At 38.3% G+C, this 13,275-nt stretch carries 10 protein-coding genes; 9 read left to right on the top strand and 1 reads right to left on the bottom strand.

Going from position 1 to position 13,275, the window contains the following annotated elements; all coding sequences use genetic code 11:
* Nucleotides 1-20 precede the first annotated feature (20 nt).
* From MR062_RS04495 to queG, 9 genes are all read left to right on the top strand, one after another.
* Nucleotides 21-3,119, top strand: a complete 3,099-nt coding sequence (locus tag MR062_RS04495) for a TAT-variant-translocated molybdopterin oxidoreductase (protein WP_242202892.1) — start codon at nt 21-23, stop codon at nt 3,117-3,119.
* A 29-nt stretch (nt 3,120-3,148) separates the two neighbouring features.
* Entirely contained in the window at nt 3,149-4,600 is a 1,452-nt protein-coding gene (nrfD, locus tag MR062_RS04490) for an NrfD/PsrC family molybdoenzyme membrane anchor subunit (RefSeq protein WP_242202891.1), read from the top strand.
* A 9-nt stretch (nt 4,601-4,609) separates the two neighbouring features.
* Complete coding sequence (locus tag MR062_RS04485) at nt 4,610-5,140, top strand: DUF3341 domain-containing protein (protein WP_242202890.1); 531 nt, start codon at nt 4,610-4,612, stop codon at nt 5,138-5,140.
* A 7-nt stretch (nt 5,141-5,147) separates the two neighbouring features.
* Nucleotides 5,148-5,699, top strand: a complete 552-nt coding sequence (locus MR062_RS04480; RefSeq protein ID WP_242202889.1) for a c-type cytochrome — start codon at nt 5,148-5,150, stop codon at nt 5,697-5,699.
* Between the two features lie 21 nt (nt 5,700-5,720).
* Nucleotides 5,721-7,076 carry a quinol:cytochrome C oxidoreductase gene (locus MR062_RS04475; RefSeq protein ID WP_242202888.1) on the top strand — a complete coding sequence of 452 codons (1,356 nt, stop codon included), beginning with the start codon at nt 5,721-5,723 and terminating at the stop codon, nt 7,074-7,076.
* 30 nt (nt 7,077-7,106) lie between these two features.
* On the top strand, nt 7,107-8,180 hold the full coding sequence (locus MR062_RS17785; RefSeq protein WP_242202887.1) for a cytochrome c oxidase subunit II: 1,074 nt from the start codon (nt 7,107-7,109) through the stop codon (nt 8,178-8,180).
* A 27-nt stretch (nt 8,181-8,207) separates the two neighbouring features.
* The gene (locus MR062_RS04465) at nt 8,208-9,998 is read left to right on the top strand and encodes a cytochrome c oxidase subunit I (protein ID WP_242202886.1); all 1,791 of its coding nucleotides are present in this window, start codon (nt 8,208-8,210) and stop codon (nt 9,996-9,998) included.
* A 116-nt stretch (nt 9,999-10,114) separates the two neighbouring features.
* Entirely contained in the window at nt 10,115-11,137 is a 1,023-nt protein-coding gene (gene ruvB / locus MR062_RS04460; RefSeq protein ID WP_242202885.1) for a Holliday junction branch migration DNA helicase RuvB, read from the top strand.
* Nucleotides 11,138-11,224: 87 nt separating this feature from the next.
* Nucleotides 11,225-12,145, top strand: a complete 921-nt coding sequence (queG, locus tag MR062_RS04455; RefSeq protein ID WP_242202884.1) for a tRNA epoxyqueuosine(34) reductase QueG — start codon at nt 11,225-11,227, stop codon at nt 12,143-12,145.
* Here queG and MR062_RS04450 read toward each other — a convergent pair.
* Nucleotides 12,129-13,181: a LacI family DNA-binding transcriptional regulator gene (locus MR062_RS04450; RefSeq protein ID WP_242202883.1), complete on the bottom strand. Its 1,053-nt coding sequence runs from the start codon at nt 13,179-13,181 to the stop codon at nt 12,129-12,131. The genes queG and MR062_RS04450 overlap by 17 nt on opposite strands.
* Nucleotides 13,182-13,275: the final 94 nt, after the last annotated feature.

The raw sequence follows: 13,275 nt of genomic DNA, 5'->3' as shown, positions 1-13,275 counted from the left end.
AAGTAATTCAATTATATAATATGTCATCAAACAAGAAATACTGGAAAAGTGTTGAAGAGCTAAACGAGAATAGCTCAATTGTTGAGACGCTAAAACAAAACGAGTTTGTAGAAGAAATTCCTACCGATGAATTTTTAGGAGATAAAGATACATTGGAAGCGACTTCCACAACACGACGCGATTTCTTAAAATATGTTGGGTTTACCACAGCAGCAGCTTCTTTAGCGGCATGTGAGGGCCCTGTTAAAAAATCAATACCTTATGTAGTTCAGCCTACCGAGATAATTCCTGGTGTGGCAAACTATTATGCAACTACTATTGCAGATGGATTTGATTTTGCTAGCGTATTGGTTAAAACACGTGAAGGTCGTCCAATTAAAATAGAAAATAACACTTTAGCTAACGGTAATGCCAATGCTAGGGTTAATGCGTCTGTTTTAGGGTTGTACGATAGTTTAAGGGTTCAAGGACCTAGAAAAAACGGCGAATCGGTTACTTGGGATGAGTTTGATGCTGAAACAACTTCAAAATTAAATGATATAGCTGCTGCAAATGAAACTATTGTGTTGTTAACACAGACTTTTGCAAGCCCTTCAACTAGTAAGTTGATTGCTGAGTTTAGTGAAAAATATGGTAATGTGCGTCACGTTGTTTATGATGCAATTTCAGAATCTGCAGCTTTAGAAGCTTTCCAAGCTAAATATGGTGAACGTGGATTAGCGAATTACGATTTCTCTAAGGCCATGACCATTGTTTCTGTTGGTGCCGATTTCTTAGGCGATTGGCAAGGCGGTGGTTTTGATGCTGGGTACTCTAAAAATAGAATACCAGATCATGGTAAAATGTCACGCCATATTCAATTTGAATCTAATATGTCGTTAACTGGTGCAAATGCCGACAAGCGTGTGCCATTAACACCAAGTCAACAAAAATTGGCTTTGGCAAAATTACACAGTTTAATAACAGGGAAGAATGTTGCTGTTGAATTGCCAGAAGCTGTAGAAGCTGCTGTTGCAAGTGCGGCTTCACAACTTCAAAAGGCAGGAAGCAAAGGGGTTGTTATTACTGGTATTCAGGATGTGAATGCACAAACTGTTGTGTTTGAAATTAACGAAGCTTTAGCTAGTAAAGCATTCGATCCAAAAACACCTGTAAAAACAAGACAAGGTAACGATAAAGCGGTAGCCCAATTAGTAGCCGATATGAAAGCTGGTAAAATAGGAGCTATCATTATGAGTGGTGTTAACCCAGTGTATACTTTGCCTAATGCAGCCGATTTTGTTGAAGGTTTAAAGCAGACTAAACTATCTGTGGCCTTCTCAATGAAAGAAGACGAAACAGCTTCAGAAGTACAATACATTGCTGCAGCGCCACACTATCTAGAGTCTTGGGGCGATGTTGAGTTGAAAAAAGGTCACTATGCCTTAACGCAACCAACCATCCGTCCGTTATTCGATACAAGACAATTTCAAGAGACTTTATTAAAATGGACTGGAAATGACAGTTCATATCACGATTATATAAAAGAAGCTTGGGGAGCAACTATCTTAGGAGGAAGCTCTTTCAACCAAGCGTTGCATGATGGTATTTATGTAGGGAATATTGCTACAGAAACCGAAGAAGCAACAACTTCAAATACAGTAGAAGAAGCACAAGAAGCAGTAGCGTCTAACGCAGCTCAAGCTTTAGTGTCTTCAGCAAAGGCTGCTAATGGCTTAGCTTTAACCTTATATACTAAAACAGGTATGGGTGATGGGCAACAAGCTAACAACCCTTGGTTACAGGAATTCCCAGATCCTATTACAAGAACATCTTGGGATAACTATTTAACAGTTTCAAAAGCAGACGCTGAAGCTCTTGGTTTAACCAATATTCATGTGGCTAATGGTGCATTAAACAGTAATTACGCTAAAGTAACAGTTAATGGTGTTAGCGTAACGGTGCCAGTTATCATTCAGCCAGGACAAGCTAAAGGTTCGGTAGGATTGGCATTTGGCTACGGAAAAACCAAAGGATGTAAGTCTGAAATGCAAGTAGGTGTTAATGCTTACCCTTTATACCAAAACTTCAGTAATGTTCAAGACGTTACAGTAGAAGCTGTTGGAGGGGAACATGAGTTTGCCTGTGTACAATTGCACAATACCTTAATGGGACGTGGCGATATTGTTAAGGAAACTACATTAGAGATATTCAATACTAAAGATAAAGCACACTGGAATGCAGTTCCTGTGGTTTCATTAAACCACGAAGAAACACCGGTAACCTCTCCTGAAGTTGATTTATGGGATGAGTTCGATCGCTCAATAGGGCATCACTTTAACCTATCTATCGATTTGAATGCTTGTACAGGTTGTGGAGCATGTGTTATTGCATGTCATTCTGAAAACAACGTGCCAGTTGTAGGTAAGACAGAAGTACGTCGTAGCCGTGATATGCATTGGTTACGTATTGATAGATATTACTCCTCTGAAGACTCTTTCGAAGGAGATGATGAGAAAAAAGAAAATATCTCTGGTTTAGGAAGCTCGTTAAGTGAGTTTGGAGAAATGGAGCATGCTTCAGAAAATCCTCAAGTGGCCTTCCAGCCAGTTATGTGTCAGCACTGTAACCACGCACCTTGTGAAACAGTTTGTCCAGTAGCAGCAACGTCACACGGTCGTCAAGGCCAAAACCATATGGCTTATAACCGTTGCGTTGGTACGAGATACTGTGCGAACAACTGTCCGTATAAAGTACGTCGTTTCAACTGGTTCTTATACAATGGCAATGATGAGTTCGATTATCATATGAACGACGATTTAGGACGTATGGTATTAAACCCAGATGTTGTAGTACGTTCACGTGGTGTTATGGAAAAATGTTCGATGTGTATTCAAAAAACACAAAAAACAATCCTTGATGCGAAACGCGATGGAAGAGAAATTAAGGATGGTGAATTTCAGACGGCTTGTTCTGCAGCTTGTGGCAATGGAGCGATGGTGTTTGGAGACATTAACGATAAGGATAGTAAAGTTGCAAAACTTAAAGAAGATAACCGTATGTACCACTTATTGGAACACGTTGGAACAAAACCAAACGTGATGTACCAAACCAAAGTGAGAAATACAACAGAAGCATAAATCTAAATTAAAGAATCAATTATATAATTATGGCGTCTCATTACGAAGCACCTATTAGAAGACCTTTAGTTACAGGCGAAAAATCATACCACGACGTTACTGTGGATGTAGCAAAACCTGTAGAGGGAAAAGCAAATAAACAATGGTGGATAGTTTTTGGTATTGCACTAGCTGCTTTTCTTTGGGGAATTGGATGTATCATTTATACGATATCTACAGGTATTGGAACTTGGGGTTTAAATAAAACCGTAGGTTGGGCCTGGGATATTACTAACTTTGTTTGGTGGGTAGGTATTGGTCACGCAGGAACGCTTATTTCTGCCGTGCTATTATTGTTCCGTCAAAAATGGAGAATGGCTATTAACCGTTCTGCGGAAGCGATGACTATCTTCTCAGTTGTTCAAGCAGGGTTGTTCCCAATCATCCACATGGGTCGTCCATGGTTAGGATACTGGGTATTACCAATCCCAAACCAATTTGGGTCACTTTGGGTAAACTTTAACTCGCCATTACTTTGGGACGTATTTGCAATTTCTACCTATTTATCGGTATCGTTAGTATTCTGGTGGACGGGATTATTACCAGATTTTGCAATGATTCGTGATAGAGCCGTAAAACCATTCCAAAAGAAAATCTATTCTTTATTAAGTTTTGGTTGGTCCGGTCGTGCTAAAGACTGGCAACGTTTTGAAGAAGTATCTTTGGTACTTGCAGGTTTAGCAACACCATTAGTACTTTCGGTACACACTATTGTATCGTTCGATTTCGCTACATCGGTTATACCAGGATGGCACACCACTATATTCCCACCATATTTCGTTGCTGGCGCGGTATTCTCTGGATTTGCTATGGTAAACACCTTACTTATTATTATGCGTAAAGTGTGTAACCTAGAAGATTATATAACAGTACAGCACATCGAATTAATGAACATCGTGATCATGATTACTGGTTCGATAGTGGGTGTAGCTTATATTACCGAGTTGTTCATTGCATGGTATTCTGGAGTAGAGTACGAACAATATGCGTTCTTAAACAGAGCAACAGGGCCTTACTGGTGGGCTTATTGGGCCATGATGACCTGTAACGTGTTCTCACCACAGTTCATGTGGTTTAAGAAACTAAGAACAAGCATCATGTTCTCATTTATCATCTCTATTGTTGTAAATATAGGAATGTGGTTTGAGCGTTTTGTAATTATTGTTACGTCATTGCACAGAGATTACTTACCATCATCATGGACCATGTTCTCTCCAACGTTTGTTGATATAGGAATATTTATTGGAACTATAGGATTCTTCTTTGTATTGTTCCTGTTATATTCAAGAACATTCCCGGTAATTGCGCAAGCAGAGGTTAAAACAATTTTAAAATCTTCAGGAGAAAGATATAAGAAATTAAGAGAAGCAGGAGAAAGCCTTGTGGGAACAGGTGCCGATGCAAGAACCTCTGGAAGTACTAATAACGAACCAAAAAACTAAAAGTAGCATATGGAAGCTTCAAAAGTAATTCACGCTATTTATAACGACGACGACATCCTGATGTCTGCCGTAAAGAAAGTTAAGGCAGAGAGACATCATATAGAAGAAATATACACACCATTTCCAGTTCACGGGCTAGACAAAGCTATGGGATTGGCGCCAACACGAATAGCCATTACTTCTTTTATGTATGGACTAGTTGGTTTAACAGTTGCAATTGTTATGATGAATTTCATTATGATTGAAGACTGGCCACAAAACATAGGTGGTAAACCAAGTTTTAGCTATTTAGAGAACATGCCGGCGTTTGTGCCTATTATGTTTGAGATGACCGTGTTTTTTGCGGCGCACTTAATGGTTATTACATTTTATTTACGTAGTAGAATGTGGCCATTTAAGAAGGCAGAAAACCCAGACCCAAGAACTACAGACGACCACTTTTTAATGGAGATTGCTGTAAACGGTAATGAAAAAGAACTAGAAGACTTGCTTAAGGAAACTGGAGCTGTAGAAGTAAATTTAATTGATAAAGCGCATTAATAAAGAGATGAGAAGCTTAATTAAGATATTAGTAATAGCAGTCGTATTTGTGGCTGTGTCATGTAAAAAAGATACTGCACCAAATTATCAGTTCATGCCTAACATGTATGAATCTGTAGGATACGAAACTTATGGAGAAGCCGCTTTCCGTAACGGTGTTGAAGCGCAGTTACCAGCAGAAGGTTCTATCGCTAGAGGACATATACCATTTGATATAGCGAATACTACCGAAGGGTTTGAATTAGCCAAAGCGACATTAGCCAATCCATTAGATTCAACACAAGTGGATTTAGTAAGAGGTAAAGAACTTTATGATATTTATTGTGGTATTTGTCATGGCAACAAAGGCGATGGACAAGGCAACTTGGTGAAGCGTGAAAAAATATTAGGTATTCCTAGTTATGATGATGCTGGTCGAGCTATAACCGCTGGTAGTATTTACCACACTATATATTATGGTAAAAACGCTATGGGTAGTTATGCGAACCAATTAAACGAAGAAGAACGCTGGCAAGTAGTTTCATACGTATTGAAATTAAAAGCAGATTTAGAAAAGTAAGAAGAATAAGATTATATAGATATGTACACATTTTCAAATAAATTAAAGACATCTTCTATCATACTAATGGTTTTAGGCCTGTTAGGTGTTGGATATGGTTTTATGACATCTCATAAATCTTTTGAAGAAGTAGAGCATTTGATTGCTTCGGAAGGAGCACATCATGGCGGAGGCCATGATGAAGCAGCTGCACATGCAGCACCATCACACGATGCTCACGCTACCGATGCCCATGCAGATGATGCCCATAATGGAGCAGATGCTCACAAAAAGCATGTGGAGCACGTACAGCATCAAATTGCTAACAGACCTTGGTCTGCCCTGTACGTTGCAGCATTCTTCTTTATGATGATCGCTTTAGGGGTATTGGCGTTTTATGCCATTCAAATTGCCTCACAAGCTGGATGGTCTCCAGTATTGTTTAGGGTTATGGAAGGGATTACCGCCTATTTGTTACCAGGTGCTTTAATTGTACTTGCTATAGCCGTAGCTTCAGGAACTATTGGGCACTATAATTTGTTTGTATGGATGGATCCAGAGGTAGTTGCCCACGATAAACTAATTCAAGGAAAATCAAGTTTCTTAAATTTACCTTGGTTCATCATTAGAGGCTTGGTATTTATAGCAGGGTGGAGTTTGTACCGTCATTTTTCACGTAAATTTTCTATAGCACAAGATACAGCCGAAGATAACAGTAACTTTAAAAAGTCGTTTAGAATTGCTGCCGGGTTCTTAGTATTCTTTATCTATACAGAATCGATGATGTCTTGGGACTGGATTATGAGTGTAGACCCACACTGGTTCTCAACCTTATTTGGATGGTATGTCTTTGCAAGTATGTTTGTAAGTGGTATTACCGTAATCGCATTAATCACGATTTACTTAAAGTCTAGAGGCCATTTAGAATTTGTAAACGAAAACCACTTGCACGATGTAGCCAAGTTTATGTTCGCTATGAGTATTTTCTGGACTTACCTTTGGTTCTCACAGTTTATGCTTATTTGGTATTCAAACATCCCGGAAGAAGTAACTTATTTTGTGTCTCGTTTTAACGATTACAAATTACCGTTCTTAGGTATGGTAGTGTTGAACTTTGTATTCCCTATTCTAATGTTAATGAATGCCGATTATAAGCGTATTCCTTGGTTTGTTGTTATGACAGGTTTAGTGATATTGTTTGGACACTACATAGATATTTTTAATATGATTATGCCAGCAACAGTAGGAGACAGATGGTTTATTGGAATTCCTGAGATAAGTTCAATTTTACTTTTCGCTGGGTTATTCATATTTGTGGTGTTTAACGCATTGACCAAAGCGCCATTACTGGTAAAAAGATATCCGTTTAAAAAGGAAAGCGAAGAGTTTCATTATTAATTAAGATTTAAATAAAGAAGAACGATAACAATGACTACTTTATTAACCATAATAGTTTTAGTATTTATTTTAATTGCCATTTGGCAAATGGTAAAGATTTTCGATTTGGCCCAAGCTAGAGTCGGAGATGCAATACCTGGAGTAGCTACAGATAAGGATAATACCTTGAACGGGTATTTAATGATGGGCTTTTTAGCTTTCATTTATGTAATAACCATTGTTTGTTGCGTAAAATATGGTGACTTGCCTTTATTGTCTAATTCAGCTTCAGAACATGGGCCAACCATAGACAATCTTATGATTATATCTTTAGTAATCATTTTTATTGTTCAAACAGTAACCCAATTTTTGTTACACTACTTTGCTTTTAAATACAAAGGAGAGAAAGGGAAAAAAGCCTTGTTTTTTGCAGATAACAATAAGTTGGAAGCCATCTGGACGATTATCCCGGTAATTGTTTTGGCAGGGTTGATTATTTATGGATTGAATACTTGGATCAACATTATGGGCGTAGACGAAAGTGAAGATCCTCTAGTGGTGGAGTTATATGCCCAACAGTTTAACTGGAAAGCTAGATATGGAGGTGCAGATAATACGCTTGGAAAATCTAATGTACGTTTAATAGATATAGATCGTGCCAATATCTTAGGATTGGACGAAGCAGATCCAAACGCTCAAGACGATATCATCACTACAGAGTTACATTTACCAGTAGGACGTCCAGTGCTATTCAAAATGCGTTCTCAAGATGTATTGCACTCGGCTTACATGCCTCACTTTAGAGCACAAATGAACTGTGTTCCAGGTATGATTACACAGTTTGGTTATACCCCTACAGTGACAACTGAAGATATGCGCCAAACGCCTGAAATTATCGAGAAGGTGGCAAACATCAATAAGATAAGAGTAGAAAAGAGTAAAGCATTAGTAGCCAAAGGAGAAGAAGCTTTAGACCGTTACGAATTTGATTATCTATTGATTTGTAATAAGATTTGCGGTAAATCGCACTATAACATGCAAATGAAAATTGTTGTAGAAACCGAAGAAGAATTTAATGCCTGGTTAAAAGAGCAAAAAGAATTCAAAAACTCTCTAATTAACTAATTAAAAAGATAAAAACGATATAAGATTATGTCAGCACACGCAGATACACACGCTCACGACGACCACGGACATCATCATAAAGAAACTTTTGTAACTAAATATATATTTAGCCAAGACCATAAGATGATTGCCAAGCAGTACCTCATTACAGGTACTATAATGGGGGTTATAGGTGTTTTAATGTCTATGATGTTTCGTATGCAAATTGCATGGCCAGAAGAGCCAAACGTGTTATTCGAAGCTTTATTGGGTAAATGGGCACCAGACGGTGTAATGGATGCCGACATTTATTTGGCTTTAGTGACCATACATGGTACTATTATGGTGTTCTTTGTACTAACAGCAGGGCTGAGTGGTACCTTTAGTAACCTATTAATTCCATTGCAAATTGGAGCGCGCGATATGGCATCAGGTTTCCTTAACATGGTATCGTATTGGTTGTTTTTCCTATCTAGTGTTATTATGGTAATATCCCTGTTTGTAGAAGCAGGACCAGCAGCAGCAGGATGGACCATTTATCCGCCATTAAGTGCATTACCTATGGCCCAAGGCGGTTCGGGAATGGGAATGACCTTATGGTTAGTTTCTATGGCTATATTTATAGCTTCCTCTTTATTGGGATCGCTTAACTATATTGTTACAGTACTTAATTTGCGTACTAAAGGAATGTCTATGACAAGACTTCCATTAACCATTTGGGCGTTTTTTATAACGGCAGTTATTGGTGTGATTTCTTTCCCAGTTTTGTTATCGGCAGCCTTATTGTTGATAATGGACAGAAGTTTTGGGACGTCGTTTTTCCTATCGGATATTTTTATTCAAGGAGAAGTATTACATTACCAAGGAGGTTCTCCAGTATTATTTGAGCACCTGTTCTGGTTTTTAGGTCACCCAGAAGTATACATCGTTATTTTGCCAGCAATGGGTCTAGTATCCGAAATAATGGCCTCTAACTCACGAAAGCCAATCTTTGGATATCGAGCGATGATTGCCTCCATCTTGGCCATTGCTTTCTTATCGACTATCGTATGGGGTCACCATATGTTCGTGTCGGGGATGAATCCTTTCTTAGGGTCGGTATTTACATTTACAACCCTATTGATTGCTATTCCATCGGCAGTAAAAGCGTTTAACTGGATAACGACCATTTGGAAAGGTAATTTACAATTGAATCCAGCCATGCTATTCGCCATAGGTTTTGTGTCTACATTTATCACAGGTGGATTAACAGGGATTATCTTAGGAGATAGTGCTTTAGATATTAATGTTCACGATACTTATTTTGTTGTGGCACACTTCCATTTGGTAATGGGTATATCTGCATTGTATGGTATGTTTGCCGGGATTTACCATTGGTTCCCTAAAATGTTTGGTAAGATGCTAAATAAAAACTTGGGTTACATCCATTTCTGGATTACAGCGGTTTGTGCTTATGGGGTGTTTTTCCCAATGCACTTTATAGGTATGGCAGGTTTACCACGTCGTTACTATACTAACAGTAACTTCCCATTGTTTGACGATTTAGCCAATGTGAACGTTATTATTACCATATTTGCATTAATAGGTGGTGTTGTACAGATAGTATACTTATATAATTTCTTTTCAAGTATTTTCTTCGGAAAGAAAGCCGTACAAAACCCATGGAAGTCTACAACTTTAGAGTGGACAGCTCCAGTAGAGCATATGCATGGTAACTGGCCAGGAGAGATTCCTCATGTACACCGTTGGGCATACGATTACAGCAAGCCAGGACATGATGAAGACTTCGTGCCACAAAATATCCCACTAAAAGAAGGAGAAGAAGAGCTACAACACTAAGTGAAGTTCTAGATTATAAAATACACTGAAAGCCTTTCCCAAACGGAAAGGCTTTTTCGTTATATTTGCCAGTACAGAACCTTTTGTCATTCCTGCGAAGGTAGGAATCCATTGTTATGAACGAAAACCTAGATCCAACAAACGAAAATTTCTCTCCAGAAGAGATAGATGTCGAAAAAAAGTTAAGACCTTTATCTTTTGATGATTTCACTGGACAGGATCAAGTATTGGAAAATCTTCAGGTTTTTGTACAAGCAGCCAATTTAAGAAGTGAAGCTTTGGATCATGCCCTTTTTCACGGGCCTCCAGGATTGGGGAAAACAACCTTAGCCCATATTTTGGCCAATGAATTGGAGGTTGGCATAAAGGTGACTTCTGGTCCAGTTTTGGACAAGCCAGGAGATTTAGCAGGTTTGTTGACTAATTTAGAAGAACGGGATGTCTTGTTTATAGACGAAATACATCGGTTAAGCCCTATTGTGGAAGAGTACCTGTATTCAGCTATGGAAGATTACAAGATTGATATTATGATTGAAACGGGACCCAATGCCAGAACGGTACAAATCAATTTAAATCCGTTTACATTGGTTGGCGCAACAACCCGATCAGGTTTGCTTACCTCACCCATGCGGGCACGGTTTGGCATCCAAAGCCGATTACAATATTACAATACCGAACTTTTAACAACTATTATCCAACGAAGTGCAAGTATTTTAGATGTACCCATAGCTATGGAGGCGGCCGTAGAGATTGCAGGTCGAAGTCGGGGTACACCAAGAATAGCCAACGCACTATTACGTCGGGTTCGTGACTTTGCACAAATAAAAGGAAATGGTTCCATCGATATTAAGATAGCCAAGTTCGCATTGGAAGCCTTAAATGTAGATGCCCATGGACTTGATGAAATGGATAATAAAATACTATCGACCATTATCGATAAGTTTAAAGGAGGTCCTGTTGGAATAACCACTATCGCTACGGCTGTTAGTGAAAGCCCAGAAACTATAGAAGAGGTATACGAACCCTTTTTAATACAACAAGGTTTTATTATGCGTACGCCACGTGGACGTGAAGTCACCGAACAAGCCTATAAACATTTGGGACGAACCAAAGGCGGGGTACAAGGTGGTCTATTTTGATACGCGCCATTACTTTGAAATCTCTTTTTTGTCATTCCCGCGAAAGCAGGAATCCATAATATATTCTTTGAAGTAGTTATTTCGTATATGAATCCTAAAACCAAACATACCCAACTCATCAAAGCCGAAGCCAAACGCCTCGGTTTTTTGTCTTGTGGTATTTCTAAAGCTGAATTTTTAGAAGCAGAAGCTCCTAGATTGGAGCAATGGCTTCAAAAAGGCATGCATGGTGAGATGCACTATATGGAAAACCATTTCGATAAGCGATTAGATCCCACAAAGTTGGTGGAAGGCTCAAAAAGTGTAGTGTCCTTGTTGTTGAACTATTACCCAAGCCAAAAGCAAACTACCAATAGCTATAAGTTGTCAAAATATGCCTATGGTACAGATTATCATTTTGTAATCAAGGATAAACTTAAAACCTTATTACAGTACATTCAAGAGGAAATAGGAGAGGTGAATGGTCGCGCTTTTGTGGATTCGGCACCAGTACTCGATAAAGCTTGGGCAGCAAAAAGTGGATTAGGTTGGGTTGGTAAACACAGCAATCTAATTACCCAACAAGTGGGCTCGTTTTATTTTATTGCAGAGTTGATAATAGATTTAGAATTAGAGTACGACACCCCAACAACCGATCATTGTGGTACATGTACCGCCTGTATAGATGCTTGCCCAACAGAAGCCATAATAGAGCCTTACGTAGTTGATGGCAGTAAATGCATATCCTATCTAACCATTGAGTTAAAAGATAACATCCCAACAACATTTAAAGACAAAATGGACGACTGGATGTTTGGTTGCGATGTCTGCCAGGATGTGTGTCCTTGGAACCGTTTTTCGAAAGCGCATAAAGAACCTTTGTTCAATCCGCATCCAGAATTACTTTCAATGACCAATAAGGATTGGGAGGAAATCACAGAGGAAACCTTTAGAAAAGTATTTAAAAAGTCGGCAGTTAAGCGTACTAAATTTTCGGGGTTAAAAAGGAATATTAAATTTCTAGAATAGTATTGGTTGATTTTTTTGTCGATTCCCTTTTAACAAGTACGGTTTCCAAGGTGATGATTTTCGGAATGATAGACTTGTTTTTTTTATGGGCTTTTATTTCTTTAAATAATTGTTTAAATGCTGTTTTACCCATTAAATAACCTGGTTGATCTATAGTAGTTAGTGTGGGGGAGATAACAGATGACATAAACCAATTACTGAATCCTACAATGCTAATATCCTCTGGGATTTTAATGCCTTGATTATTAAATTCGTTTAAGGCGCCTATAGCAACTAAATCGGTGTTTATAAATATACCATCCACATCATCATGGTCTTCGAGTAATTTTTTCGCATTCATTTTTCCTTCTTCAAAACTCATATCTCCGCATTCACAAATATAAACCAAAGAAGGATCGTAGGGTAGACCATTATCTGTTAAGGCTTTTTTATAGCCTAGAAACCTATCAATAGAATTTTGAGGTAAAAGAGGACCTCTGAAATGGGCAATACGTTTGCAGCCAATATCTATTAAATATTGTGTTGCGGTGTAAGCCGCTTTTCTGTCATCAATGATAACCTTAGAGCAGTTTACAATTTTTGCAATCTTATCGAACATGACCAAAGGTTTTCCTTGATTAATCACTTCATTTAAATGGTCAAACCTTGCAGAGCCATTAGCCAATGAAATTAGGATGCCATCCACACGTTGGCTCATCAGTAAATCGATTTGTTTCTTTTCCAGTTCGTAGGATTCATTAGACTGAAGAATAATAACCAAATATCCTTTCTTTTCGGCTTGTGCCACAATACCCTTAATCACATTGGCAAAAAAATGATGTACAATAACAGGGATTATCAATCCAATGGTTTTAGATTCTTTGGTTCTTAAATTAACCGCAAAGGTGTTGGGTCTGTAGTTTAAGGTTTTGGCCAACTCCTTAACCATGGCTTTAGTTTTTTTGCTAACGTCTGGATAATCTTTTAGAGCTTTTGAAACAGTAGTGACAGATATGTTTAACTGTTCGGCTATTTGTTTTAGGGTGATGGGTTTCATGTAAAACGCAAAATTTCTTCAATAAATATAATGAAAAATCACAAATCGAAAACGTTTTCGTTAAAATCGAAAACGATTTCGATAAAGAAAACCA

It is taken from the genome of Aestuariivivens insulae (assembly GCF_022662195.1).
GTDB classification, from domain to species: Bacteria; Bacteroidota; Bacteroidia; order Flavobacteriales; family Flavobacteriaceae; genus Aestuariivivens; species Aestuariivivens insulae.
Note: the sequence above shows the minus strand (reverse complement) of the source record. Positions and strands in the feature narration are given on the sequence as shown.

Bases quoted from the DNA above. Each gene is read 5' to 3' on its own strand.
- MR062_RS17785 (WP_242202887.1), top strand. From the start codon at position 7,107: ATGACTACTTTATTAACCATAATAGTTTTAGTATTTATTTTAATTGCC.
- MR062_RS04480 (WP_242202889.1), top strand. From the start codon at position 5,148: ATGAGAAGCTTAATTAAGATATTAGTAATAGCAGTCGTATTTGTGGCT.
- queG (WP_242202884.1), top strand. From the start codon at position 11,225: ATGAATCCTAAAACCAAACATACCCAACTCATCAAAGCCGAAGCCAAA.
- ruvB (WP_242202885.1), top strand. From the start codon at position 10,115: ATGAACGAAAACCTAGATCCAACAAACGAAAATTTCTCTCCAGAAGAG.
- MR062_RS04475 (WP_242202888.1), top strand. From the start codon at position 5,721: ATGTACACATTTTCAAATAAATTAAAGACATCTTCTATCATACTAATG.
- nrfD (WP_242202891.1), top strand. From the start codon at position 3,149: ATGGCGTCTCATTACGAAGCACCTATTAGAAGACCTTTAGTTACAGGC.
- MR062_RS04465 (WP_242202886.1), top strand. From the start codon at position 8,208: ATGTCAGCACACGCAGATACACACGCTCACGACGACCACGGACATCAT.
- MR062_RS04495 (WP_242202892.1), top strand. From the start codon at position 21: ATGTCATCAAACAAGAAATACTGGAAAAGTGTTGAAGAGCTAAACGAG.
- MR062_RS04485 (WP_242202890.1), top strand. From the start codon at position 4,610: ATGGAAGCTTCAAAAGTAATTCACGCTATTTATAACGACGACGACATC.
- MR062_RS04450 (WP_242202883.1), bottom strand. From the start codon at position 13,181: ATGAAACCCATCACCCTAAAACAAATAGCCGAACAGTTAAACATATCT.